The 25,638-nt window shown below is 72.2% G+C and carries 18 protein-coding genes; 9 read left to right on the forward strand and 9 right to left on the reverse strand.

Going from position 1 to position 25,638, the window contains the following annotated elements; all coding sequences use genetic code 11:
* Window positions 1-26: 26 nt before the first annotated feature.
* Window positions 27-1,346, reverse strand: coding sequence for a magnesium transporter MgtE N-terminal domain-containing protein (locus ACXKZB_RS05695; protein WP_123313343.1), 1,320 nt, complete (start codon window positions 1,344-1,346; stop codon window positions 27-29).
* An 84-nt stretch (window positions 1,347-1,430) separates the two neighbouring features.
* Between ACXKZB_RS05695 and ACXKZB_RS05700 the strand changes: the two genes are divergently transcribed.
* Window positions 1,431-2,321 carry a YflT domain-containing protein gene (locus ACXKZB_RS05700; protein ID WP_488825115.1) on the forward strand — a complete coding sequence of 297 codons (891 nt, stop codon included), beginning with the start codon at window positions 1,431-1,433 and terminating at the stop codon, window positions 2,319-2,321.
* 70 nt (window positions 2,322-2,391) lie between these two features.
* Here ACXKZB_RS05700 and ACXKZB_RS05705 read toward each other — a convergent pair whose 3' ends face one another.
* Entirely contained in the window at window positions 2,392-2,880 is a 489-nt protein-coding gene (locus tag ACXKZB_RS05705) for a GNAT family N-acetyltransferase (protein WP_123313345.1), read from the reverse strand.
* 9 nt (window positions 2,881-2,889) lie between these two features.
* A complete protein-coding gene (locus ACXKZB_RS05710) occupies window positions 2,890-4,374 on the reverse strand; it encodes an aminopeptidase P family protein (RefSeq protein ID WP_488825116.1) in 1,485 nt (494 codons plus the stop codon).
* Between the two features lie 69 nt (window positions 4,375-4,443).
* Between ACXKZB_RS05710 and ACXKZB_RS05715 the strand changes: the two genes are divergently transcribed.
* On the forward strand, window positions 4,444-5,316 hold the full coding sequence (locus ACXKZB_RS05715) for a PHP domain-containing protein (protein ID WP_396290434.1): 873 nt from the start codon (window positions 4,444-4,446) through the stop codon (window positions 5,314-5,316).
* Window positions 5,317-5,494: 178 nt separating this feature from the next.
* Here the strand turns inward: ACXKZB_RS05715 and ACXKZB_RS05720 are convergent, their stop codons facing one another.
* A complete protein-coding gene (locus ACXKZB_RS05720; protein ID WP_340197369.1) occupies window positions 5,495-6,997 on the reverse strand; it encodes a DEAD/DEAH box helicase in 1,503 nt (500 codons plus the stop codon).
* A gap of 93 nt (window positions 6,998-7,090) precedes the next feature.
* Here ACXKZB_RS05720 and ACXKZB_RS05725 point away from each other — a divergent pair, with 93 nt between their 5' ends.
* Complete coding sequence (locus tag ACXKZB_RS05725; RefSeq protein ID WP_260233092.1) at window positions 7,091-7,804, forward strand: ferritin-like domain-containing protein; 714 nt, start codon at window positions 7,091-7,093, stop codon at window positions 7,802-7,804.
* Here ACXKZB_RS05725 and ACXKZB_RS05730 read toward each other — a convergent pair.
* Window positions 7,801-8,097, reverse strand: a complete 297-nt coding sequence (locus ACXKZB_RS05730) for a hypothetical protein (protein WP_123313349.1) — start codon at window positions 8,095-8,097, stop codon at window positions 7,801-7,803. The two genes, ACXKZB_RS05725 and ACXKZB_RS05730, sit on opposite strands and share 4 nt — an antisense overlap.
* 4 nt (window positions 8,098-8,101) lie before the next feature.
* Window positions 8,102-8,326, reverse strand: coding sequence for a DUF3107 domain-containing protein (locus ACXKZB_RS05735; RefSeq protein ID WP_111084998.1), 225 nt, complete (start codon window positions 8,324-8,326; stop codon window positions 8,102-8,104).
* A 127-nt stretch (window positions 8,327-8,453) separates the two neighbouring features.
* Here ACXKZB_RS05735 and ACXKZB_RS05740 point away from each other — a divergent pair, with 127 nt between their 5' ends.
* On the forward strand, window positions 8,454-11,609 hold the full coding sequence (locus ACXKZB_RS05740; protein ID WP_488825118.1) for a PD-(D/E)XK nuclease family protein: 3,156 nt from the start codon (window positions 8,454-8,456) through the stop codon (window positions 11,607-11,609).
* Complete coding sequence (locus ACXKZB_RS05745; protein WP_488825119.1) at window positions 11,606-14,878, forward strand: ATP-dependent helicase; 3,273 nt, start codon at window positions 11,606-11,608, stop codon at window positions 14,876-14,878. The genes ACXKZB_RS05740 and ACXKZB_RS05745 overlap by 4 nt, the downstream gene beginning before the upstream one ends.
* Window positions 14,879-15,073: 195 nt before the next feature.
* Here ACXKZB_RS05745 and ACXKZB_RS05750 read toward each other — a convergent pair whose 3' ends face one another.
* A complete protein-coding gene (locus tag ACXKZB_RS05750) occupies window positions 15,074-16,072 on the reverse strand; it encodes a phosphotransferase (protein ID WP_488825120.1) in 999 nt (332 codons plus the stop codon).
* A gap of 117 nt (window positions 16,073-16,189) precedes the next feature.
* Between ACXKZB_RS05750 and nudC the strand changes: the two genes are divergently transcribed.
* Both nudC and ACXKZB_RS05760 read left to right on the forward strand, forming a co-directional pair.
* On the forward strand, window positions 16,190-17,125 hold the full coding sequence (gene nudC, locus ACXKZB_RS05755) for an NAD(+) diphosphatase (RefSeq protein ID WP_488825122.1): 936 nt from the start codon (window positions 16,190-16,192) through the stop codon (window positions 17,123-17,125).
* Window positions 17,122-18,927 carry an ATP-dependent helicase gene (locus ACXKZB_RS05760; protein WP_488825123.1) on the forward strand — a complete coding sequence of 602 codons (1,806 nt, stop codon included), beginning with the start codon at window positions 17,122-17,124 and terminating at the stop codon, window positions 18,925-18,927. The genes nudC and ACXKZB_RS05760 overlap by 4 nt, the downstream gene beginning before the upstream one ends.
* Here ACXKZB_RS05760 and ACXKZB_RS05765 read toward each other — a convergent pair.
* Both ACXKZB_RS05765 and ACXKZB_RS05770 read right to left on the reverse strand, forming a co-directional pair.
* Entirely contained in the window at window positions 18,818-19,675 is an 858-nt protein-coding gene (locus tag ACXKZB_RS05765) for a hypothetical protein (RefSeq protein WP_148061776.1), read from the reverse strand. The genes ACXKZB_RS05760 and ACXKZB_RS05765 overlap by 110 nt on opposite strands.
* 75 nt (window positions 19,676-19,750) lie before the next feature.
* Window positions 19,751-21,193: a zinc-dependent metalloprotease gene (locus ACXKZB_RS05770; protein WP_488825124.1), complete on the reverse strand. Its 1,443-nt coding sequence runs from the start codon at window positions 21,191-21,193 to the stop codon at window positions 19,751-19,753.
* Window positions 21,194-21,345: 152 nt separating this feature from the next.
* Between ACXKZB_RS05770 and ACXKZB_RS05775 the strand changes: the two genes are divergently transcribed.
* On the forward strand, window positions 21,346-22,455 hold the full coding sequence (locus tag ACXKZB_RS05775; RefSeq protein ID WP_488825125.1) for a YlbL family protein: 1,110 nt from the start codon (window positions 21,346-21,348) through the stop codon (window positions 22,453-22,455).
* Window positions 22,456-22,620: 165 nt separating this feature from the next.
* A complete protein-coding gene (locus tag ACXKZB_RS05780; RefSeq protein ID WP_488825126.1) occupies window positions 22,621-25,602 on the forward strand; it encodes a UPF0182 family membrane protein in 2,982 nt (993 codons plus the stop codon).
* The last annotated feature ends 36 nt before the right edge of the window (window positions 25,603-25,638 follow it).

Genomic DNA, 25,638 nt, shown 5'->3' on the forward strand with positions numbered 1-25,638 from the left:
CGGAGCGCTCGCGATCGCGACGGTTCTCATCCGTTCGGGCCACGGGTGGTCCTCCTTCCCGTCGTCACGGGTGTCTTGCGCGGGCGTTGGCGTGGAAGCGGTGAGGGTTCCCCCTCGCCCTGACTTCGCCAGTCGTCCGGCAGGACGTGGTCGAGGACATCGTCGATCGTCACCACCCCGACGAGGCGGTGGGCGTCGTCGACCACGGGGACGGACAGCAGGTTGTAGGTCGCCATCACGCGGGTGACCTCGGCGGCGCTCGCGTCGACCCGGACCGGTTCGGTCTGCTGGTCGATGAGCGTGCCGAGCCGTTCGTTCGGCGGGTAGCGGAGCATGCGCTGGAAGTGCACCAGCCCGAGGAACCGGCCGGTCGGCGGCTCGTACGGCGGCAGCGTGACGCACACCGCGGCACCGAGCACCGGGGCGAGGTCGTGGCGGCGGACGAGCGCGAGTCCCTCGGCGACGGTCGCGTCGGCGGAGACGATGACCGGCTCGGTGGTCATCAGACCACCGGCGGTGTCCGGCTCGTACTCCAGGAGCATGCGGACGTCCTGCGCCTCCTCCGGCTCCATGAGCTGCAGGAGCGCCTCGCTCCGTTCGTCGGAGAACTGCGCGAGCACGTCGGCGGCGTCGTCGGGCTGCATCTGGTCGAGCACGTCTGCCGCGCGGGCGTCCTCGAGCCGCGACAGGATCTCGACGCGCTCCTGGTCGGGCATCTCCTCGAGCACGTCGGCGAGCCGGTCGTCCGGGAGTTCCTCGGCGACCTCGAACCGGCGTTCCTCCGGCAGGTCGAGCAGGGTGCTCGCCAGGTCGGCGGGCACGAGGTCGGAGTACGCGGCGATGACGTGCTCGGCGGACTGGGCCTCGCCGGGGAGCTCGTCCTCGGTGACCTCGTTCCACGTCGCGAACGTCGTCGGGCCCTTGCCGAACGGCGACGGCGTGGTCTTCGGCTTGCGGAGGAAGAGCTGCGCGACCTCCCAGTCGCCCTGCCCGCGGTCCTCGATCGCGACGTCCTCGATGGTGGCGCGGATCCGCTGGTTCTTGATGAGCACCTTGCGGCCGAGCATCTCGGCGATCACCCGCACCTCGCCGCCGCGCTGCTCGAAGCGGCGCATGTTGACGAGCCCGGTGGTGATCACCTGGCCGGCACCGATCGAGGTGATGCGGCCGACGCTGACGAAGATGCGGCGCTTGCCCGGCACCTCGACGATCAGCCCCACGACGTGCGGGGGATCGGCCCGGCGGTAGACCACCAGGACGTCCCGGACCTTGCCCACGCGGTCGCCCGCGGGGTCGAAGACGGAGCACCCGGCGAGGCGGGCGACGAAGACCTTCGTGGCGCTCACCCGACCCAGCGTAGTCGGTGTGCGTGGTGGCGCTTCCCCGGCGGTGCACGTGCGATTGCAAGGTGTGCGGTGAATGATGGCTGTGTGAGCAATCAGAGTCCCTTCGCCGGCAGGACCGCCCAGGCCTTCCCGACGCTGCCCAAGGGCGACGTCCTCGGCACGTACGACAGCTACCCCGACGCCCAGCGCGTCGTGGCGAAGCTCGCCGACGCCGACTTCCCGGTCAACCAGCTCTCGATCGTGGGCAACGACCTGAAGACCGTCGAGCGTGTCACCGGCAAGATGACCTACGGCCGTGCGGCGATCGCCGGAGCGCTGTCCGGGCTCTGGCTCGGCATCTTCTTCGGCATCGTGCTCACCCTGTTCTCGCCGAGCGCCGGCGGCCTGATCCTCGCCGCAGCGATCATCGGCGCCGCGTTCGGCATGCTCTACGGCATCGTCTCGTTCGCGATCACGAAGCGCCAGCGCGACTTCACGAGCGTCCACCAGGTGCTCGCCACGAACTACCAGATCGTCGTCAACCCGCAGCTGACCGGCCAGGCGCAGCGGATCCTCGGCGAGCACGGCGCGACGCCGTCGACGCACTGGAACGAGCAGCCCCAGCAGGGCGCGCCCGGTGCGCCCGTGCAGGGACAGCAGCCGTGGCGTCCCGCCCCGCCGCAGCAGTCGCCGTACGGCGGACACGCCACGCCCCACCAGCAGCCGGGAGGCCCGCAGCAGCCCGGCACGTCGGCCCCCGGCGGGCAGCCGGATGCGCCCACCGCCCCGCCGCGGTACGGCACGAACGACGGGCCCCGGTACGGGGAGAACGCGGACCCGGCAGCCGCCGCCCCCGCCGACCGACCCACCTCGGGTGGGCCGGCGATCCCCGAGCGTCGTCCGCAGGACCCGCCGCAGTACGGCGAGCGGGTGCCCGGTGCGACGCCGCCGGCACCGTCGTCCCCGTCGTCCCCGAAGGGCGACGACCGCGCCTGACGCGTGTGGGCTCGGCGTGCTCGGGCTCGGTGTGCTCGGGCTCGGTGTGCTCGGGCTCGGTGTGCTCGGTCTACAGGACCTTCGAGTAGCAGATCGACAGCGGGGCACCGACGTACGGGCCGAAGTTGGCGATGCGCGTGAAGCCCTCGCGCTCGTAGAACCCGACGGCGCGCTTCTGCTCGTTCCCCGTCTCGAGCACGAGCGCGGGTGACCCGAGGTCGAGCGCGGCCTCTTCGAGCCGGCGCAGCAGCGCGGCCGCCACGCCGGAGCCGCGGGACTCCGGCCGGACGTACATCCGCTTGATCTCGGTGATGCCGTCGGCGACGACCCGGAGCCCGCCGCACGCCAGGGGGGTGCCCGCCTCGTCGCGCGCCACGAAGAACACGGCGATGGAGTCGGCCGTCGGCTTCTCGCCGGGTTCGGTGTCGCCCCCGTAGGCGCGGTCGATCTCCAGACGCTGCGCGGCACGGAGTCGCTGCGCGTCCGGGGAGTCGAAGTGCTCGACCTCGATCGAGAACTGCGGCGTGCGGGCGTCGGTGGAGGCGTCGGGCGTCGTCACCCGCTCAGGCTAGCGGCCGGAGCGAGCGATCCACCCCTCCACTTCCGAGGGGGTCCGGGGGATGCCGACCGACAGGTTCTCGGCGCCGTCCTCGGTGACCAGGATGTCGTCCTCGATCCGGACGCCGATGCCGCGGAACTCCTCGGGCACGGTCAGGTCGTCCTGCTGGAAGTACAGGCCGGGCTCGATCGTGAACACCATGCCGGGCTGCACGACGCCGTCGATGTACATCTCGCGACGGGCCTTCGCGCAGTCGTGCACGTCGAGGCCGAGGTGGTGGCTCGTGCCGTGCACCATGTAGCGGCGGTGGAACTGGTTGTCCGGCTCGAGGGATGCTGCTGCCGAGACCGGCAGGAAGCCCCACTCGGCGGTCTTGCGGGCGATGACCTCCATCGCGGTGGCGTGCACCTGGCGGAACGTGATGCCCGGCTTGACGATCGCGAACGCGGCGTCCGCCGCCTCGAGCACGGCGTCGTAGACCATGCGCTGGACGGGGGAGAACGTGCCGCTGACCGGCAGGGTGCGGGTGATGTCGGCCGTGTAGAACGAGTCGACCTCGACCCCGGCGTCGATGAGGATCAGGTCACCCGGCTGGACGGCGCCGTCGTTCCGGGTCCAGTGCAGGATGCAGGCGTGGTGGCCCGAGGCGGCGATGGTGTCGTAGCCGACCGTGTTGCCGTCGGCGCGGGCCCGGCGGTTGAAGGTGCCCTCGACGATGCGTTCACCGCGAGGATGCGCGAGGACGGCGTCGAAGTCGGCGATGACGTCGTCGAAGCCGTGCTTCGTGGCCTCGACGGCCTTGCGGAGCTCGTTGATCTCGTACGCGTCCTTCACCAGGCGCTGCTCGGACAGGTCACGGGCGAGGACGTCGTCGGTGGCCGGCGCGTCGTCGGTCTCCGGTGCGCCGCCGACGGCGCTGCCGAGTCGCGCGTCGAGGGTGCGGGTCAGGTCGTCGTCGGCCTCGCGCACCAGCAGCGCCGAGGCGTCGAGCCCGTCGGCGACGGCCGGGAAGGCACCGAGGTCGGCCGTGGCCAGCCCGAGGTCGGCGGCGACGGCGTCGAGCGAGGGACGCGGGCCGACCCAGAACTCGCCGATCTCCGGGTTCGCGTAGAACTCCTCCGAGTCACGACCGGCCGTGGCGCGGAAGTAGAGCGTGGCGTCGTGCCCGGAACCGTTCGGCGTCATCACGAGGACGGAACCGACGACCGTGTCGGTGCCCCACCCGGTCAGGTGGGCGAACGTGGAGTGCGGGCGGAACGGGTAGTCGCAGTCGTTCGAGCGGACCTTGGCCTGGCCGGCGGGGACCACGATCGTGCGGCCCGGGTGCAGCTCGGAGATGCGCGCACGACGCTCGGCGGCGAAGGCGGCCTGCTCGCGGGGCGCGGGGATCGTCTGCTCGCGGTCGGCCCACTGGGACCCGATGAAGTCCTTGAAGGTCGAGGACCCGGGGGTCGTGGAACGGTTGCTCGTCGCGCGGGGAGTCGTGTCGGCCATGGCTCCATCATCGCACCGCGCTGCCCCGGCGTCCTCTGCGGCCCCGCACCTGTGGATAGCATTGTCGACGTGCCCGACCCGTTCATCGACCTGCACGCGCACTCGAGTGTCTCCGACGGCACCGAGCGACCCGCGGAGCTCGTCCGAGCGGCCGCGGCCGCCGGCCTGGACGCCGTCGCGCTGACCGACCACGACACGACCGCCGGCTGGGCCGACGCGTCGGAGTCCGCACGTGCGCTGCCGCTGACGCTCCTGCCGGGTCTCGAGCTGAGCACGCGCATCGGCTTCCGCAGTGTGCACGTCCTCGGCTACCTGGTCGATCCGCAGGATCCCGGCCTGGTCGAGGAGACCGACCGCATCCGCGACGGCCGCCTCTCGCGTGCGCACCGCATGGTCGACCGCATCGGTGCGGACCACCCGATCACCTGGGCCGACGTGCTGGCGCAGGCGAGTCCCGGGGCCACCATCGGCCGCCCGCACATCGCCGACGCGCTCGTCGCCCGGGGCCTCGAGTCCGACCGGAGCGCGGCGTTCCGCGGCATCCTGCACCCGGCGTCCGGTTACTACGAACCGCACGAGGCGCCGTCGCCCCTGCGCGGCGTCGAACTCATCCGACAGGCCGGCGGCGTGCCGGTCATCGCACACCCGGCAGCCTCGTCGCGGGGGATCGTCATCGACGAGCCGATGCTCCGCGACCTCGTCGACGCCGGGCTCGGCGGGCTCGAGGTCGACCACCGTGAGAACCTCGCGCACGGCAAGCGCACCCTGCTCGACTGGGCGTCGCGCTACGGCCTGTTCGTCACCGGCTCGAGCGACTACCACGGCACCGGCAAGCCGAACCGGCTCGGCGAGCACCGCACCGCTCGGGCCGCGTTCGACACCATCCTGTCCGAGGCCACCGGCAGCGCCCCCGTGGTCGGCCCCGGCTCACGCCTGTCCTGACCCCAGTCTCGTCACCGTCGAAGCGACAGATCTCGCACGGCGCGGCCTGACCGCTCCGCGAGAGCGACAGATCTCCGCCGACAGTTCGCGGCGATCTGTCGCTTTCGCGGGCGCAGTCGGCGGGTGGACACGACGAAGGGCCCGTCGCGTCAGCGACGGACCCTTCGGTCTGGAGGCGCTACTCGCCGTCCGACGAACCCTGCGGTGCCGAGGCGGTCGCCGAGGCATCGCCGGTGCCGGCACCGCGACGGCGGCGACGGCGGCGACGCTTCGCGGCGCCGTCCGTGGTCCCGCCCTCGGTGGCCGACGTGTCGTCGGTGGGCGCGGAGGTCGGAGCCGCGGACTCGGAGCCAGAGGCCTGCGAGGCGGGCTGCTCCGCGCCTCCTGACCGGGTGCGGCTGCGCGACCGCGAACGCGAGGCGTCACGCGGACCGGAGGCCGGGCGGTCGCTGCTGCGCTTCTCGGCGGGGGCACCCGCCGACGCCGCGTGCGACGAGGCACCGGGCAGACGGCCCTTGGTGCCCTTCGGGATGTCGAGCTCCTCGAACAGGTGCGGCGACGACGAGTAGGTCTCGACGGGCTCGGGGATGCCGAACTCGAGGGCCTTGTCGATCAGCGTCCACTTGTGCAGGTCGTCCCAGTCGACGAACGTGACCGCGATGCCGGTCTTGCCGGCGCGGCCGGTGCGGCCGGCGCGGTGCAGGTAGGTGTCCGGGTCGTCCGGGATCGTGTGGTTGATGACGTGCGTGACGTCGTCCACGTCGATGCCGCGAGCGGCGACGTCGGTGGCGATGAGCACGTCGCGCTTGCCGGCCTTGAAGGCGGCCATCGCGCGCTCGCGCTGCTCCTGGTTGAGGTCACCGTGCACCGCTGCGGCGTTGAACCCGCGGTCCTTGAGCTCCTCGACGAGCTTCGCCGCCGCACGCTTCGTGCGGGTGAAGATCACGGTCTTGCCGCGGCCCTCGGCCTGGAGGATGCGGGCGATGACCTCGTCCTTGTCCAGGGAGTGCGCGCGGTAGATGAGGTGCTTGATGTTGGCCTGCATGAGGCCCTCGTCCGGGTCGGTCGCCCGGATGTGCACCGGACGGCTCATGAACCGGCGGGCGAGGGCGACGATCGGCGCGGGCATCGTCGCCGAGAACAGCATCGTGTGCCGCACCTCGGGGATGGCCTGGAAGATGCGCTCGATGTCCGAGAGGAAGCCCAGGTCGAGCATGCGGTCGGCCTCGTCGAGGACGACTTCCTGCACGTGGGACAGGTCGAGGAGTCGCTGGCGCTGCAGGTCGATGAGTCGCCCGGGCGTGCCGACGACGATCTGGGCACCCGCCTTGAGCTGCTCGATCTGGCCCTCGTACGCCTTGCCGCCGTAGATCGCCGCGATGGTCGTCGGGCGGTTCGAGGTGGCGACCTCGAGGTCCTCGGTCACCTGGACCGCGAGCTCGCGGGTCGGGACGACGACGAGTGCCTTGACGCCGGGTGCCGGGTCGGCCCCGAGACGCTGGATGAGGGGGAGGCCGAACCCGAAGGTCTTGCCGGTACCGGTCTTGGCCTGGCCGATGATGTCCTGGCCAGTGAGGGCGAGCGGGATCGTCTGCTGCTGGATCGGGAAGGGCTCGAGGATGCCCTTGCCCGCGAGCGCGTCGACGATGTCCTGCTCGATGGAGAGGTCTGCGAAAGTCAAAGAATCACCTTAGTTCTGGTGGAAGTCCCGGCCAGTCTACCGATGGGCGGGTGGAGCGGGGCGCGAGGCGGTTCCCGCTATGCTCTCCGGGTGGTGTCGTGGTGGAACCGGAAGCGCGCGGCGCAGCTCGCAGCAGCGTGGCTCGCGTCGCGGAACCCGCGAGGCGCAGCCCAGGTCAAGCGCCTGGCGCTCGACGACGTCACCCCCGAGCTGGACGTGTACCTCGGCCAGGCCGCGTACCTGCAGCTCTCCGTCTACGAGACGATGGGTCGCGCCGGTGCCTCGGCGCCGACGCTGTCCGGGCGCCTGGTGACCGGCGTGCTCGCGACGACGGCCCTCGACCGGCACCGCACCATCGTCGCCGAGATCGAGCGCAACGGTTCGGACCCGGCGGCTCTGATGGCGCCGCACCGCGAGGCGATCGACCGGTTCCTCGAACGCACGAGCGGTGCCGACTGGTACGAGTCGATGCTGACCGGCTACGTCACGGCCGGCATCCTGAACGACCTGTTCGGCAACCTGCTGCGCTCGCTGCCGAACGACGTGCGGCAGCGGCTGCGCTCCGTGTTCGACGCGCGTGAGGAACCCGCGGTCGTCGAGGAACTGACCGCCCGGATCGAGGACGACCCCGAGGTCGGTTCGCGCCTGGCGATGTGGGGCCGACGGCTCGTCGGGGACACCCTGCTGGTGGCGCGGTCGGCCCTGGCGTCGCACGCGCGCGAGGACCAGGAGCGGCTCGAGCCGGTCTGGACGGAGCTCATCGCCGCGCACACACGCCGGATGGACGCGCTCGGCCTGACGGCCTAGGCCCCGCGGGCCTTGAGTCGTTCGTAGTACTCGACGTCGCTCTTGTCGCGGCGCGTCCCGAGCAGCCACTCGACGACGAGGGCGACGACGCCCGCACCGACCAGGGCCACCACCCAGATCCAGGTGGCGTCGTACTGCCAGCCGGCCCAGGTCAGTGCCTCCCACAGGACGGCAGCGGCGATGCCGCCCACGGCGGGCCCGATCAGGACGCCACGACTGGCGCGCCACGGCAGGACCACGTGCGCGATCCCACCGATGATCAGGCCGCCGAGGACGGCGAAGAGCAGTTCCACGTCGTCAGGCGACGAAGCCGATGCGGCGTGCCTCTTCCGCGCCGACCTCGACGTACGCCAGGGCGGCGACCGGCACGATGAAGCGGCGGCCCTTCTCGTCCTGGAGCGACAGGTGCGTCGCCTTCGACGCGAGGGCCTCCGACACGGCCTTCTCGATCTCGTCGGCGGTCTGGGCGGTCTCGAACGCGATCTCGCGCGGGCTGTTGATGATGCCGATCTTGATGTCCACGAGCACAGCGTATCCGAGCGGTCCCGGAGGACATCGGACGTTCGCCGCGGGCGCACTCGACGGCCGGGGTGCACGCCGCGCCCGCGCCCGGCCGGGTGGTGTCGGCGGTCGTGGGTACCGTACGAGCGTGCCGCAGACCACGCTGACGCCAGCTCCCGCAGACGCCGGCGTCGCACGTGCCCTGGTCGACGACCCGTCCCAGGCGGCCGTGCTCGCGTTGCCGGACGGTCGACACGCGGCGGTCATCGGGGCGCCCGGCACAGGCAAGACGACGACGCTCGCCCGGCTCGTCGCCGACCGGTTGCACCGACCGGACGCGATCAGTCCCGACGGGCACGCCACGGTGCTCGCGCTGACCTCGGCGCGGACCGCTGCCACCGCGCTGCGTGACCGACTCGCGGCCGCCGTCGACCGCGTCGTGCCGGGTGCGCTCGCCCGGACCGTGAACTCGCTGGCCTTCCAGATCGTCGCGCACGCCGCCGCCGTCCAGGGGCAGGAGGCGCCGACGCTGCTCACCGGTGGTGAGCAGGACCGCATCATCGCCGACCTGCTCGCCGGCCACGAGCTCGACGGTACCGGTCCGGACTGGCCCGAGCCGATCACCGCGGTGGTGCGCGAGCGCGCCGGGTTCCGGACCGCGCTGCGCGACGTCATGATGCGTGCGGTGGCGGCGGGTGTCGAACCCGAGGACATGCGCGAACTCGCCGACGAGGGCGGTCGACCCGAGTGGCGGGCCATCGGCGACTTCGTCGACGAGTACCGGGCGTCGGTCACGGCGTTCCGTGCGACCAGCCTCGACTCCGGTGAGCTCGTCGCGTTCGCCACCGCCGCCGTGCTGCGGGGGGAGCTGCCGGCGAGCATCGCGGCCCTCGGGCTGATCGTGGTCGACGACACCCAGGAACTCGTCGAGGGCGAGGTGGCGCTGCTCGGCGCGCTCGCCCGGTCCGGCGTGCAGGTCGTCGCGTTCGGTGACCCGGACATCGCCGCCTCGGCGTTCCGCGGCGCCGAACCGGACGTGCTCGGTCGCCTGGCGGTCCGGCTCGGCGTGGACCGGGTCGACGAACTCGTCCTGGGCACCGTGCACCGGTACCCCGCGCCGATCCGGTCGCTGGTCTCGGGGATCACGGGTCGCATCGGCACGGCGGCGGCCGGTCGGCAGCGCGCAGCGACGGCGAGCGACGAGGACGCCCGAGCCGACGCCGTCGTGCACCTCGAGGCCGCGAGCCGGTCGGCGCTGCTCGTCGCCATCGCCCGACGGCTCCGTGAGCACCGCCTGCTCGACGGTGTGCCGTGGCACCGGATGGCCGTCGTCACCCGCAGCGGCGCCGCCATCCCCGAGCTCGTGCGTGCCCTCTCGGTGGCCGAGGTCCCGGCGACCGCCGGCGCCGCGCCCGTCCGTCCGCGTGACGACTCGGCAGCGCGCGCGCTGCTCGACGCCGCGGCGGTCGCCCTCGGGGTGCTGCCGCTCGACGCCGCCCTGGCCACGGCGTTCGCCACCGGCCCGCTCGGCGGCCTCGACACCCTGGCGATGCGCCGGCTCCGACTCGCCCTGCGGCGCGAGGAACTCGCCGGGGACGGCACCCGCACCGCCGACGAGCTCCTGATCGACGCGCTCGGCGCGCCGGAACGTCTGGCCACCCTCGACGCCGGCTTCGCCAGGCGGGCGACCCGACTCGCGCGCAGCCTGGTTCAGGCGCACGCCGACGCCGAGGCCGGGTCGAGCATCGAGGAGATCCTCTGGGGGCTCTGGGAGCGCAGCGGCCTCGCGAAGTCGTGGGGTGGGCAGTCCGCGGCCGGCGGGGTCGGAGCAGGCGAGGCGGACCGGCACCTCGACGCCGTCGTCGGCCTGTTCACCGCCGCCAAGCGGTTCGTCGAACGCACCCCGGACGCGCCGGCGCGGGTGTTCGTCGACGACCTGCTCGGCGCCGACCTGCCCGAGGACTCCATCGGCCCCGACCGCACGGCCGGCCGCGTCCGGGTGCTCACCCCCTCGGCGACGATCGGCCTCGAGTGCGACGTCGTCGTGGTGCTCGGCCTGCAGGACGGCGTGTGGCCGAACACCCGGGTGCGCGGCAGCCTGCTCGACCCCGACGGGCTGGTCCGGGCGGCATCGGGCGTCGAGCGCTCGCCGATCGACGACCGGGCCGCGGTCGTCGCCGACGAACTCCGCCTGTTCGCCCGTGCCGTCTCCCGCGCCACCACACAGGTCGTGATCGGCACCGTCGCCAACGACGACGAGTCCCCGTCGCCGTTCGTCCGGCTGGTGCCGGTGCCGCCGGACCGGCAGCCGACCGTGCACCCGCTGTCCCTGCGGGGGCTGGCCGGCTCCCTGCGCCGACGGGTGGTGCTGTCCGGCGACCACGAGGCCGCCTCGGCACTGGCCCGCCTCGCCGAGGCCGAGGTCCCCGGTGCGGCGCCGGACGACTGGTACGGCCTCGCCGAACCGACCACCGACGAGCCCCTGGTCGACCTCGACGCCGATCCGGCCCCCGAGGTCGAGGGCGGCGAACCCGTCGCGCCGACCGTGTCCGTCTCGCCGTCGCGCATCGGCACGTTCGAGGAGTGCCCCGTGCACTGGTTCGTGCAGACCTTCGGCGGCGGCGCACCGAGCCCGGCCATGGGGATCGGCACGATCGTGCACGAGGCCATGGAGCACGCGACCGAGATCGACGTCGAGTCGCTGTGGGAGCGGGTCGAGGCCCGGTGGGACGAACTGACCTTCGAGTCGCCGTGGGTCGCCGACCGTGAACGCGCGCGCACCCGGCGGATGATCGAGGGACTCAGCGACTACCTGCGGACCTTCGCCGGGGCCGGCCGCCGACTGCTCGGCGCCGAGACCTCGTTCGCCCTGGTCACCGGCCCCGCCCGGATGCGCGGCAGCATCGACCGCATCGAGGTCGACCCCGAGGGCCGCGTCAGCGTGGTGGACCTGAAGACCGGCCGGTCGATGCCGAGCGAGAAGAGCGACATGCCGGAGCACCCGCAGCTCGGCGCCTACCAACTGGCGGTCGAGGACGGCGCGGTCGAGGGGGTGCCGGCCGGCTCGGTGATGACGGACGCCCGACTGGTGTTCGTGCAGAACCCACGCGGTGGGCACGCCTACTCGGAGCGGACCCAGCACGCGTTCGACGCCGAGGCACGCGACGCCTACCGGGAGCGCCTGCACGGGGTCGCGCGCGGCATGGCCGGGCGGACGTTCCTGGCGAACGTGGACGACCACTGCGAGAAGGCCCGGACCGGCGTCGAGTGCCGCATCCACGTGGTCGCGGAGGTGACCTGGTGACCGACACGACGGACACGACCGACGTGACCGACACGACCGACGTGACCGACACGGCAGGGACTGTCGCGCCCGCGATCCGGCACGGCGCCGACGCCATCGCCGACGCCCTCGGCCGCCCCCGCCCGACCGCGCAGCAGCGCGCCGTCATCGAGTCCCCGCTCGCCCCCGCCCTGGTCGTCGCCGGCGCCGGCAGCGGCAAGACCGAGACGATGGCGTCGCGCGTGGTCTGGCTCCTGGCGAACGGCCTCGTCCGCCCCGACGAGGTCCTCGGCCTGACGTTCACCCGCAAGGCCGCCGGTGAGCTCTCGGTCCGCATCAACGACCGCATCCGTGCGCTGGAGGACGTCGGCCTGATCACCCCGGGCGACGCCTTCGAAGCGCCGACGGTGTCGACCTACAACGCGTTCGCGAACGCCGTCTTCCGCGAGAACGCCCTGCTCGTCGGCCGCGACGGCGAGTCCCAGGTCCTGACCGAACCCTCCGCCTGGCAGCTGGCCCGCCGCGTCGTGGTGGCCGCGCGTGACGACCGGCTGGCCGGACTCGACCGCGACGTCGACACCCTCACCGCGGCCGTGGTGGCGCTCGCCGGTGCGACGTCCGAGCACCTCGTCGAACCCGAGGACCTCCGTCGTTTCGCCGTCGAGTTCTCCGACCTGCTCGAGCTGCCCGGCAACCGAGGCAAGCCGTACAAGGCGATCACCGACGCCGTCGCCGCGATCGGTGCACTGGAACCGCTCGCCGACCTGGTCGCGGAGTTCCGGCGGCAGAAGGTCGACCGGGGCTTCGTCGAGTTCTCCGACCAGATCGCCCTGGCGCTCGCCGCGGCCGAGTCCGCGCCGCGCGTGGTCTCGGACCTGCGGCAGCGGTTCGGCGTCGTGCTGCTCGACGAGTACCAGGACACCTCGGTGGTGCAGACCCGGTTCCTCGCCCGGCTGTTCCGCGGGCACTCGGTGATGGCAGTGGGCGATCCGCACCAGTCGATCTACGGGTTCCGCGGTGCGAGCGCCGCGAACCTCGCCCGCTTCCCACGCGACTTCGGGGGAACCGAGCCCGACGCGGCGCGGCCCGTCACGTTCGCGCTGTCGACGAGCTGGCGGAACCCGGTCGACGTCCTCGCGGGGGCGAACGCGATCGTGGCTCCGTTGTCCGAAGCGTCCGAGGTCGACGTCGAGCGCCTGTCACCGCGGCCCGGCGCCGACACCGGGACGGTCCGTGCGGTGTTCCCGGAGACCCTGCCGGAAGAGGCCGACGAGGTCGCCGCGTGGTTCCAGGACCACCGGAAGCGGAACCCGACCGGGTCGATGGCCCTGCTGCTCCGTGCCCGCAAGGACCTGGCGTCGTTCACCGCTGCGCTCGGTGCGCGCGCGGTGCCCTTCCACGTGCTCGGGACCGGCGGCCTGCTGCAGCGTCCCGAGATCGTGGACCTCGTCGCCTGCCTGCGGGTGCTGCACGACCCGGCCGCCGGCAACGACCTCATCCGGTTGCTCGCGGGCGCCCGGTGGCGGGTGGGCGCGGCGGACGTCGTCGCCCTGCACCACCTCGCGCGCTGGCTGTTCCAGCGCGACCACACCCAGCAGCGCCTCGACGACGAACTGACGGCGGCCTTCCGCGCCTCGGTCGCTGCGGGGGAGCACGGCTCGATCGTCGACGCCCTGGACTTCGTGGCGACCGCACCGGACGACCACGGTGCGCTCGAGGGCATCACGCCCGCCGGTCGCAGCCGGATGCGGGCGCTCGGCGCGCAGCTCGCGATGCTGCGGTCGCGGGCCGGCAGCGACCTGGTCGACTTCGTGACGCTCGTGGTGCAGGAGATGCGGCTCGACATCGAGGTCGCGGCGCACGAGCAGGGCAGCGGGGCGTACCTCGACGCCTTCATCGACGAACTCGCCGGGTTCGTGTCCACCGACGACCGCGCCGACCTCGGGTCCTTCCTGGGGTGGATCGACGCCGCGGCCCGTCGTGACGACATGGGCCCGCGCTCCGAGGAACCCGAAGCGGGCACGGTCCAGATCCTGACGATCCACGGGTCGAAGGGCCTCGAGTGGGACGCCGTCGCGGTGCCGCGCATGGTCGAGGGCGGGCTGCCCGCACGGCCGCAGGAAGGCTCGTCCGGGTGGCTCGGCTTCGGCCGTCTGCCGTACGAGTTCCGGGGGGACGGCGCCGAGCTGCCGAACCTGGCGTGGCGCGGGCAGGAGACCCAGAAGGACGTCACGACCGCGATCGACGCCTTCAAGGAGCAGGTGAAGGCCCGCAACGAGGACGAGGAACGCCGACTCACGTACGTCGCGCTGACCCGTGCCCGCCACGACCTGCTCGTGTCCGGCTCGTTCTGGGCCGGCGGCGTGCGCCCCACGGAGCCGAGCCGGTACCTGCACGACCTGGTCGAGGCCGGGGTCGTCGACGACACCGCGATCCCGGAGACCACCGTGCACGACGAGAACCCCCTCGGCGAGGACGGTGCGACGCAGCTCTGGCCGCACGTGCCGTTCGGACATCGGGCGCCCCGGGTGCTCGCGGCGGCCGAGCGGGTGCGGAACGCCAACCCCGGCGCCTCCGGCCGGTACGCCGCCGACATCGACCTGCTGCTCGCCGAACGACGCGCGACCCGGAACGCGAAGCACGCGGTCGTGGTCCCGCACCGCGTGCCGGCCTCCGGGTTCAAGGACTACCTGACCGAGCCGGACAAGGTGGCCGAGCGCCTGCGTCGGCCGATGCCGGAGCGTCCGTACCGCGCGACCCGGCTCGGCACGCTGTTCCACCAGTGGGTCGAGCAGCGCGCCCGGACGGGCGGGTCGCTCGAGACCCTCGACGTGTGGGGCGACGAGCTCGACCTCGACGCCGACGACCTGGTCGACGCCTCGCCCGACGCCGTGGTCACGGACGACGACGCCCGACGGCTGGCCGACTTCCAGGCGACCTTCGCGCGTTCTCGGTGGGCCGGTCGCACGCCAGTGGAGGTCGAGCGGGAGATCCACATCCCGTTCCTCGGGCACAGCGTCGTCTGCAAGCTCGACGCCGTCTACGAGATCGACGGGCGGGCCGAGGTCGTGGACTGGAAGACGGGCAAGGCGCCGTCCGGTGCCGACGACCTGGCCCGCCGGACCCTGCAGCTCGCCCTGTACCGGGTGGCGTACGCCGAGTTCACCGGACGGCCGCTCGACCAGGTCGACGCGGTGTTCTACTTCGTCGCGGACGACCTCGAGGTGCGTCCGACCGAGCTGCTGGACCGCGCCGGACTCGAGCGGGCCTGGACGGCCGCGATCAGCTGACGGGCGGCCGGGTCGCGGCCGGTCGGCGGACGTGATCGCCCGGCGGACGTGACCGCTCGGCGGAGCGCCCCGCGCCCGTCCGGCGACGCACCGGAGGCCCGGAGCGGGTCCGCCGGGACCGGCACCGGGCCTCCAGACGGTTGCGTGCACCGCGACCCACGCGACCGGCGTGGACCGCTCTGCGGGCGGGCGGCGTCAGCCGTGGCGGCGTTCGGTCGACGACAGCAGCTGCTCGACCTCGCCGATCTCCATCGTCTCGGGCGACACCGACTGCAGCGGCTCCGCGCTCGGCGCGTGCACCGCGTCCACCAGTCGGTGCATCATCGCGACCGCGTCGTCGACGACCTCGGTGCTCTTCGCCTGCACGCCGTGCAGCAGCCAGTGCGCCGTCTCGAGTTCGTGGTGCACGCGAGCGCGCTGGGCGAGCTGGCGGTCGCGTCCACCGCCGTTCGCCTCGTAGGCGCTCAGGACGGTGTCGAAGGCGTCGCGTCGGCCGGCGAGCACCCAGGCGAGGTCCTTCGCCGGGTCGCCCAGCCGGAGCTCGCCCCAGTCGAGGATGCCGCTGACGGCATCGCCGTCGACGAGCAGGACGCCGGTGCCGATCGAGCCGTGCACGACGGTGGGGGTGAACTGCCACAGCTGCTGGTCGCGCGCGGCGCCCTCCCACCGTTCCACCAGCGCGGCGGGCACGAGCTTGGTGGCGACGGCGCGGTCCATCACGGACACGGCGGAACGCAGCACCTCGAACGGGGTGAGCGACGGCAGGCCGGCGTCGGAGACGAAGCTCGTGGGCAGCTGGTGGATCGCGGCGACGGCGCGGCCGACACTGGTGGCGAGCTCAGGTCGCTCGGCGAGTAACGCGAGCGTCGGGTGCACGCCCGGCAGGCGGGTCGTGACGATGGCGCGGGTCGATCCGATCGGCGCCTGTCCGCGGTACTCGGCGACCCCGAACGGGAGGCGCGTGCGGATCCCGGCGCTCAGCGCACGGATCGCGACGAGGTCGGCCGACTGCCGGGCTTCCGCCCGCTGGTTCCGGGGACGTCGGATGACCGTCTCGACGCCGTCGGCGTCGCGGAGGAGAGCCGACTCGTAGTCGCCGGCCGCGGCCGAGCCGAGCGTGCGCGTGCCCGTGACGAGGAGACCGGGCACGGCCGTCGTCGCCAACGCGGCTAGAGTGAACTGGGATCCCGCCATGCCCCTCAGGGTAGGTGCGTGGCGCCTGCACCGGTGCACGCCACGCTGTTCCCGAAGCCTTCCCAGCACGCCATGCCCGCAGGTCGTCCCTGCACCTGAACCGAGGAGCCCTCTGCCGTGACCGTCGAGTTCGCCTCCCGGCTCCCGCTGTCCCGCAACGAACTCGACCGCGACGCCGAGTTCCGCTCGACGCCGGACCTCGACCGGGTCCTGCGTGAGGACCCCGCGACCCGGTACCTGCCGGTGCACGGGTCCGAGATGCTCCGGAACGCCGACGGCACCCTGCGCTTCGTCACCGCGTCCGAGATCCCGGCCGGAACCGTGACCCTGTACCTCGGCCGCGCGGTCGCCGATGCTGCTGACGCTCCCGCCGGCACCCGCTTCGTCGCCGCCCTCGTCGACGACGGCACCGCGGCGGCCATCGAGCCGTCCGACGACGCGTGGGAGAGCCTGCGCATGTTCGGCACCGAGCTGTCCCCGCGTGACCAGGGCCTGGCCGTCGAGGCGGTGGCGATGGCGAACTGGCACGCCGTCCACGGCTTCTCGCCCCGCACCGGGTCGGCGACCGACGTCGTCACCGGCGGCTGGGTCCGCCGCGACCCCGAGGGGCACGAGCACTTCCCGCGCACCGACGCCGCCGTCATCGTCGGTGTCGTCGACGCCGACGACCGCATCCTGCTCGGCTCGAACGCCGCGTGGGACGCGAACCGCTACTCGCTGCTCGCCGGGTTCGTCGAACCGGGCGAGTCGCTCGAGGACGCCGTCCGCCGCGAGGTCTTCGAGGAGTCCGGCGTGCACGTCGAGGAGCCCGAGTACCTCGGCTCGCAGCCGTGGCCGTTCCCCGCGTCGCTGATGGTCGGCTTCCGCGCCCGCGCGGTGGACGGCGACCCGTCGACGGCGCGGCCCGACGGCGTCGAGATCCTCGACGTGCGCTGGTTCTCGCGTGAGGACATCCGGGAGCGCGCGGGGGACACCCTGCTGCTGCCCGGCCGGACGTCGATCGCCCGCGCCATCATCGAGGAGTGGTACGGCGGGCCCCTGGACCTGCCGTGAGCAACGCTGGTCGTGGGCCGGTGTCGGCTGGCGCCGGTTCCGCCGGTCCGGCCGGTTCGGCCGGTCCGGGTGTTCCCGCCGAGGTCCGTCCGCCGTCACCCGATGAACTGCTCGCCGCCCTCGACGCGGAGCAGCGCACCGTCGCCCGGACCCTGCTCGGCCCCGTCGCGGTGCTGGCGGGAGCCGGAACCGGCAAGACCCGGGCGATCACCCACCGCATCGCCTACGGGGTCGCGACCGGCACCTACGCGCCGAACCACGTCCTCGCGCTGACGTTCACCACCCGCGCTGCCGGTGAGCTGCGGTCGCGACTCCGCTCGCTCGGCGCCGGGACGGTGCAGGCCCGCACCTTCCACGCCGCGGCGATGGCGCAGCTCAGCTACTTCTGGCCGGACACCGTCGGCGGGCACGCCCCGAAGATCGTCGAGTCCAAGGGGCGGATGATCGCGCACGCCGCCGACACCGTCGGCATGTCGGTCGACACGCCGGTGCTGCGCGACCTGGCCGCCGAGGTCGAGTGGCGCAAGGTGCAGATGCTCTCGCTCGAGGAATACGAGGCCGCCGCCGCCGAACGCGTCATGCCGCGTGACACCTCGCCGCGCCGGGTGATCGACCTGATGAAGGCGTACGAACGCCTCAAGGACGACCGCCGACAGCTCGACTTCGAGGACGTCCTGCTCGCCACGCTCGGCATGGTGGAGTCGGAGCCGCGGGTGGCGTCGTACGTGCGGCAGCAGTACCGGTTCTTCGTCGTCGACGAGTACCAGGACGTCTCGCCCGTGCAGCACGACCTGCTGCGCGCCTGGCTCGGCGGCCGCGACGACCTGTGCGTCGTCGGTGACGCCAGCCAGACGATCTACTCGTTCGCCGGTGCCTCGAGCGACTACCTGCTGGGGTTCGGCTCGGAGTTCCCGCGCGGCTCGGTCCTGCGACTCGAACGGAACTACCGCTCCACCCGCGAGGTCGTGCACGCCGCCAACGCGCTGATGCGCGGACAGCCGGGCGCCCTCGACCTGGTCGCCCAGACGCAGGAACCCGGACCCGACCCCTTCGTGGTGCCGTGTGTGCACGACGGCGACGAGGCGCAGACCATCGCCCGGCGGATCGCGGAACTCGTCGCCGCGGGGGCGAAGTACGGCGACTGCGCGGTGCTGTTCCGCGTCGGCGCGCAGTCCGCGGCGCTCGAGTCCGCGCTGGGCCGCAACGGCATCCCCTACCGCGTGCAGGGTGGCACGCGCTTCTTCAACCGCCCCGAGGTGAAGCTCGCGGTGCACCACATGCGCGGTGAAGCGATCCGGCAGACCGACGACGAACTGACCCGCCGTGTCCGTCTCGTGCTGCAGGTCAGTGGGTGGACGCCGACCGCGCCCGAGGGCACGGGCGCCGTCCGTGACCAGTGGGAAGCCCTGCAGGCGATCATGGGCCTGGCCGAGGACGCCCCCGCCGGCACGACCATGCAGCAGTTCACCCAGGACCTGGTGGACCGTGCGGCGACCCACCACGAGCCCGAGGTCGACGCCGTCACCCTGGCGACCCTGCACTCGTCGAAGGGCCTGGAGTGGCCCAACGTCGTGATCGCCGGCGCCGCCGAGGGGCTCCTGCCGATCTCCCACGCCACGACCGACACCGAGGTCGACGAGGAACGACGCCTGTTCTACGTCGGACTCACCCGTGCCCGGCGAACCGTGACCATCACGTGGTCGCGACAGGGCTCCACACGTGGGGGAGCCCGTGCTCCGAGTCGGTTCCTGGCAGCGCTCGGCACGCGCACCGCGGATGGAGCGGCACCGACCACCGGCTGACGGCCAGGTCGTCGCGGTCGAAGACCACCTGGTCGGGGTCGGCGCGTTGCGTCCGCAGGGGCAGGCGCTGCACGAGCAGTCGAGTCGTGGCAGCGGCCACCGCGGCGGTCCGCCAGGGTGACAGGGGCGACGGCGGTCGTCCCCACAGCTGCGACGCGATCGCCGGCCACGCCGGGTCGTCGTCCACGCGAGCGAACTCCGCGCACTGGAGGCACGGGCCGGCCCCCGGCACGACGAACGGCCCGAGGCGGATGCGTCCGTCGCCCACCACGACCGCCAGGTGCGGCACGCCCCTGCGGGTCCAGGCGGCGCGGAGCGCCGGGTCGACGACGTGGTCGGCGACCACCACGGCGAGCCGGGGCTCGTGCTCCGGCAGGACGACCGGGCCGCCCCGCGGGGACGACGTCCGGGCGACGGTCACGCCCTCACCGCTCAGGTGGGCCGCGATCGTGTCCGCGAGCCCGCCGGACCCGTGCACCTCGATCCGTTCGAGCGGTTCGGGCAGGACGTCGATCACCGCGGGGGACGCCGCACCGAGCACCCGCGCGGCGACGTCCGGTGGGCAGCCCGACGTGACGGCGAGGCCGCTCAGGGCCTCGCGCCCCGTCTCACGCCGGAGGGCGCTGAGGAACCGCTCTTCACCCGTGGTCGGGACGGCGACCACGGCACGGGGCGGATCGACCCCGAGCTGCACCGTCGCCGGGTCGCGCCAGACGAACTCGAGTGTCGGATCGATGCGGATGCCCATGACCCCACGCTGCCCGAGTCGGGGACGGGCGTGGGGTCGGGAGGTGGATCTGTGGAGAACTCGTCGGTGGCGGCGTCAGCGGGGCTGGTCGCCGGGGTGGTCCCCGTCGGTTCCGGTCTCGTCGGTGCCCGTCCCGCTGTCGTCGGTGCCCGGGGCGCCGTCGTCGATCCGACCGGACTCGTCCTCGTGCGGGCGGGAGCCGGTGGCGTCGTTGAGCAGGTCCTCGAGCGCCTTGTCGAACGCGTCGTCCTCGTCCGTCTGCGCGGGGTTCCGCAACCGGGCGACCAGGGCGTCCGGTGCGTCGACGTCGTCGGACGTGGGCACCAGGTCGAAGTGCGACCAGAGGGCGTCACGCTGCTCGGCGCCGAGCTCGTCCGTGACCCGCTGCCACATCGCGGCGGCCTCGCGCAGCCGGCGGGGGCGCAGCTCGAGGCCGACGAGCGTCGCGAAGGCCGACTCGGCGGGTCCGCCGGCCGCCCGGCGACGGCGGACCATCTCGGCGATGGCGCCGCTCTTCGGCAGCCGGACGGTGGCGGCGGCGGTCACCGTGTCGACCCAGCCCTCGACGAGGGCGAGCATGGTCTCGAGTCGTGCCAGCGCGGCGTCCTGCTCGGGCGTCCTCGGCGGGATGAGCGCACCGGAGGCGAGCGCGTCCCGCAGCTGCTCCTGGTTGGTCGGGTCGATGTCCGCCGCGAGCTCCTCGACGCGGTCGAACGGGATGTGGATGCCCCGCGCGTAGTCCGTGATCGACGAGATGATGTGCAGGCGCAGCCACCGCGCGGAGCGGAAGAGTCGCGCGTGGGCGAGTTCGCGGACCGCCAGGTAGATGCGGACCTCGTCCTCGGAGACGTCGAGTCCCTCGGCGAACTCCGCCACGTTCTGCGGCAGGAGTGCAGCGACCTGCTCGTCCAGCAGGGGCACGCCGACGTCGCCGCCGGAGACGACCTCCTTCGACAGCTGGCCGACGACCTGGCCCAGCTGGATGGCGAACAGCGCACCGCCGACGCCGCGCATCGCCTTCGAGACGTCGCCGAGCATCGCCTTGAGCTCTTCGGGAGCCCGCTGGTCGATGGCCTCGGTCAGTGCGTCGGCGATGCTGAACGCCACGGGCTCGGCGATCTGGGTCCACACCGGCACCGTCGCCTTCGCCCACTGCTCACGCGTGTAGAGGCTCGGGGTGGCGGTGAGCTCGGCGACCGTCGTGACCTCGTCCAGCCAGAGCGCCGCGACCTGGAACGCCTGGTCGGCCGCCTGCGAGGCCACCGGGTCGACGGCGTGGCCGCCCTCGCGGGCGATCGCGGTCGCGCGCTCGGCGGTCGCGGAGAAGTCGATGCCGTCCCCGCCGGACTGCGCGGCACGCTGCAGCTGGCTCATGAGGTTCGCGACGAAGGCCGGGTCGTTCGGCAGGCCGGCCGCCCCGGCGAGCTGCGACGGGTCGATCTGGCCCTCGCCCGAGAGCAGCTTGCGCAGCATCTCCTGGAAGTCGTCGTCCGGCCCCGGCTGTGGTTCATCAGGCATGCCGACTACGCTAATCGCTGCTCACGGGGCCGCACCTGGGATGCCCCCGTGGGAACGCCCGAACCGCTGCGCCGAGGGCGAACAGTCCCGCCGTACGGCGAGGACGACCGCCCCGCCGCCAGGCCCGGCGACCGCCCCTGGAAGGACCCCGCGTGACCCTCTTCGCCCCCGCGCCCCGTCGTCGTTCGCGTGCCAGGACCGTCGGGTGGGCGTTCGTGATCGGGGCCGTGGTGCTGGGCATCCTCGCGAGCGTGCTGCCGAGTCCGTACCTGATCGAGGTCCCCGGACCGGTCTACAACACCATCGGGACGCAGGAGCAGGGGACGGGCAAGGACGCGAAGGACGTCAAGCTGATCCAGGTCTCCGGGCACGAGACCTACCCCACCGCCGGAGCGCTCGACATGCTGACGGTCGGCATCCAGGGCGACGCGACGAACCGTCCGTCGTGGACCAGCGTCGTCCGCGCGATCTTCACGAAGTCCGAGGCCGTGATCCCGGTCGAGGCGATCTACCCGACCGGCACCACGACCGAGCAGGTCAACCAGCAGGACTCCGCCGACATGCAGGCGTCGCAGCAGTCCGCCGTGGCCGCGGCGCTGATCCAGCAGGGGAACGACCTGCCGACCGAACTCGAGGTCGGCACCGTGCAGCCCGGCTCGGCTGCCGACGGTCCGATCGAGAAGGGCGACGTCATCACGGCCTTCGACGGCACCTCGCTCACGACGAACGCCGACGCCACCTCGCTGCGCGAACTCGTCGCGAAGCACGGCACGTCGACCCCGGCGACCGTCACCATCGAGCGCGACGGTGCGACGAAGGACGTCCGGGTGACCCCGCGCGACGAGCAGGGCACCGCGCTCCTGGGCGTCGGCGTCACCGAGAAGTACGACTTCCCGTTCGACGTCTCGATCAAGCTGCAGGACGTCGGCGGCCCCTCGGCCGGCATGATGTTCGCGCTCGGGATCATCGACGAGATCACGCCCGGCAAGCTCAACGGCGGCAAGCACGTCGCGGGCACGGGCACGATCACCGCAGACGGCGAGGTCGGCGCCATCGGCGGCATCCGGCAGAAGCTCTACGGGGCACGGGAGGCGGGCGCGACGGTGTTCCTCGCCCCGGCTGACAACTGCGACGAGGTCGTCGGGCACGTGCCGGACGGGCTCGACGTCTACAAGGTGTCGACGCTCGACCAGGCCGTCACCGATCTGCAGACCATCGCCGACGGCAAGAGCACCGCGAAGCTCGCCCGCTGCGGTTCCTGACCGGTTTCCTGAGTCCTCGCACAGTTTCACACTCCGCGCGGTCCAATAGGATCAGTGCACTGACGGCCCGCCGCGAGCCGGGCCCGCCGGTCCGACACGTCTGGAGCACATCAAGTGACGACAACCTCGTCCACCTCGGGGCGGCGTTCGCCGCGGGTCCCGATCGTGGTCACGATCATCGTGCTGGCCGCACTGGTGATCGGCTTCTTCATCTTCGCCAGCCTGTACACGGACTACGCGTGGTTCGCGCAGCTCGGGTTCCAGCAGGTCCTCACGACGCGGTGGGTCGCAGGGACCTTGATGTTCCTCGCGGGCTTCCTGGGCATGGCGGTGCCGGTCTTCCTGAGCATCGGGCTGGCCTTCCGGTACCGCCCGGTCTACGCGAAGCTCAACTCGCAGCTGGACCGGTACCAGCAGGTCATCGAGCCGCTGCGTCGTGCCGTCATGATCGGCATCCCGGTGGTGCTCGGCATCTTCGCCGGGTTGTCGACCTCGGGGCGCTGGAGCATGGTGCTCGAGTACTTCAACCGGACGCCGTTCGGCAAGACGGACCCGCAGTTCGGCCTCGACATCGGCTTCTACGTCTTCGAGCTGCCGTTCTGGCGCTCGATCGTGGCGTACTCGTCGGCCGTGGTGCTGATCGCCGGCCTCGCCGCCCTCGCTGCCTGCTACCTGTACGGCGCGCTGCGCTTCGGGGGACGTGAGGTCCGCATCTCGCGTGCCGCGCGCATCCAGCTCGCCGTCACCGCAGCGCTCTACATCGCGCTGCAGGCCGTGAGCCTCTGGCTCGACCAGTACGCGGCGCTCACGAAGTCGAACTCGCTCATCACCGGTGCCCAGTACACCGAGGTGAACGCGGTCATCCCGGGTCGCGAGATCATGGCGGGCATCGCGGCGATCGTCGCGATCCTGTTCATCGTCACGGCGGTCATCGGTCGCTGGCGCATCTCGATCGTCGGGACCGGGCTGCTGCTCGTCGCCGCGATCGTCATCGGGGGCATCTACCCCTGGATCGTCCAGCGCCTGCAGGTCAAGCCCTCGGAGCGCACGTACGAGTCCGCGTACATCGAGCGGAACATCAAGGCGACGCGTGACGCCTACGGTGTCTCCGACGTCAAGGAACAGAACTACGACGCCACGACCGAGGCCAGCTCGGGCGCCCTCGCGCAGGACGCCCAGACGACGGCGAACATCCGCCTCATCGACCCGAAGATCGTCTCCGACACCTTCAGCCAGCTGCAGCAGTACCGGCAGTACTACCAGTTCCCGGACGAGCTCGACGTCGACCGTTACGACGTCAAGGGCGAGACCGAGGACACCGTCATCGCGGTGCGCGACATCGACCTCGACGGGCTGAGCTCGGCCGCGAACACCCAGTACAACCGGGCGTTCGTGTACACCCACGGCTACGGCGTGACCGCGGCCTTCGGCAACCAGCGTGCGAGCGACGGCAAGCCGGTGTTCCTCGAGTCGGGCATCCCGTCGAACGGTGCGCTGGGGGACTTCCAGCAGCGCGTGTACTTCGGTGAGACCTCGCCGGCGTACTCGATCGTCGGCGCCCCGAAGGGCTCGAAGGACGTCGAGCTCGACTACCCCTCCGGGTCCGATGACGACAACGGCGGGAACGCCACCACGACGTACTCCGGTGACGGCGGACCGAGTGTGGGCAACTTCTTCAACCGACTCGTCTACGCGGCGAAGTTCCAGTCGGAGCAGGTCCTGCTGTCGGACGCCGTCAACAAGGACTCCCAGATCCTCTACGACCGCGACCCGATCACGCGTGTGCAGAAGGTGGCTCCGTACCTGACGGTCGACAGCGACGCCTACCCGGCGATCGTCGACCACCGCATCCAGTGGGTCGTGGACGGCTACACGACGAGCGACGCCTACCCGTACTCGCAGAGCCAGAGCTTGTCGGACAGCATCGCCGGTTCGGAGTCCTCGGCGTACCGCACCGACCAGGTGAACTACATCCGCAACTCGGTCAAGGCCACGGTCGACGCCTACACGGGCAAGGTGACCCTCTACGCGTGGGACACCAAGGACCCGGTGCTGAAGACCTGGGAGAAGATCTTCCCGACGTCGGTCAAGTCGGTGTCGAGCATGAGCGCCGAGTTGCTGGACCACGTCCGGTACCCGACGGACCTCTTCAAGGTGCAGCGGTCGATCCTCGGCACGTACCACGTGACGAATGCGAACTCGTTCTACTCGGGTGACGACGCGTGGAACACGCCGCAGGAGCCCACCACGACCGGCGGGACGGACAGCGACGCGAGCGCCGCGGACACGTCGACGACCACGAACGCCCTGGGCGCGCAGACGACGACGACCGCGAGCAAGGCGAACCTGCAGGACCCGTACTACCTGACGATGAAGGTGCCGGGGCAGGAGACCGCGTACAACCTGTACACGACCTACATCCCGCAGCAGTCCGCCGGCGCGAACAACCGCAACGTCCTGACGGGGTACCTGGCGGCCGACTCCGACGCGGGAGGTGCGGGCAAGGGCAAGAAGGCGTCGGGCTACGGCAAGCTCACGTTGTTGACGATGCCGAAGACCGACAACATCCCGGGCCCGGCGCAGGTGCAGAACCTGTTCAACTCGGACACCACGGTGTCGCAGGAGCTGAACATCCTGAAGCGCGGCAACTCGACGGTGAAGCAGGGCAACCTGCTCACGCTGCCGGTCGGCGGCGGCTTCCTGTACGTGCAGCCCGTGTACGTCCAGTCGACGTCGAGCGGCTCGTACCCGCTGCTGCAGAAGGTGCTGGTCGCGTTCGGCGACAAGATCGCGTTCGAGGACACCCTCGACGAGGCGCTCAACTCGCTGTTCGGCGGTGACTCCGGTGCTGCTGCCGGCGATTCCGATGCCAGCGGCTCGGGGAGTGGCTCCGGCTCGTCGGATTCGGGTTCGTCCGACTCCGACTCCGGCTCCGACTCCGACACGGGGTCCGGTTCGACGGGCGGTACGAGCGGCTCGGGTGCCACGGGCAACGACGCGCTGCAGCAGGCGCTGTCCGACGCGAACGACGCCCTGCAGGACCGCCAGCAGGCCTACGCCGACAACGACCTGGTCGCCGCGGCCGAGGCCGACAAGCGCCTGCAAGAGGCGATCGAGGCCGCGACCGCAGCCGAAGACGGCAGCTGACACGCCGTGGCGGGGCACACGATTTGTGCCCCGCCA

It is taken from the genome of Curtobacterium sp. ABR8 (assembly GCF_057812125.1).

Excerpts from the sequence above, each read along its gene's own strand:
- ACXKZB_RS05710 (WP_488825116.1), bottom strand. The coding sequence starts at position 4,374 with ATGGCCGACACGACTCCCCGCGCGACGAGCAACCGTTCCACGACCCCC.
- ACXKZB_RS05750 (WP_488825120.1), bottom strand. The coding sequence starts at position 16,072 with ATGGCGGGATCCCAGTTCACTCTAGCCGCGTTGGCGACGACGGCCGTG.
- ACXKZB_RS05765 (WP_148061776.1), bottom strand. The coding sequence starts at position 19,675 with ATGGGCATCCGCATCGATCCGACACTCGAGTTCGTCTGGCGCGACCCG.
- ACXKZB_RS05770 (WP_488825124.1), bottom strand. The coding sequence starts at position 21,193 with ATGCCTGATGAACCACAGCCGGGGCCGGACGACGACTTCCAGGAGATG.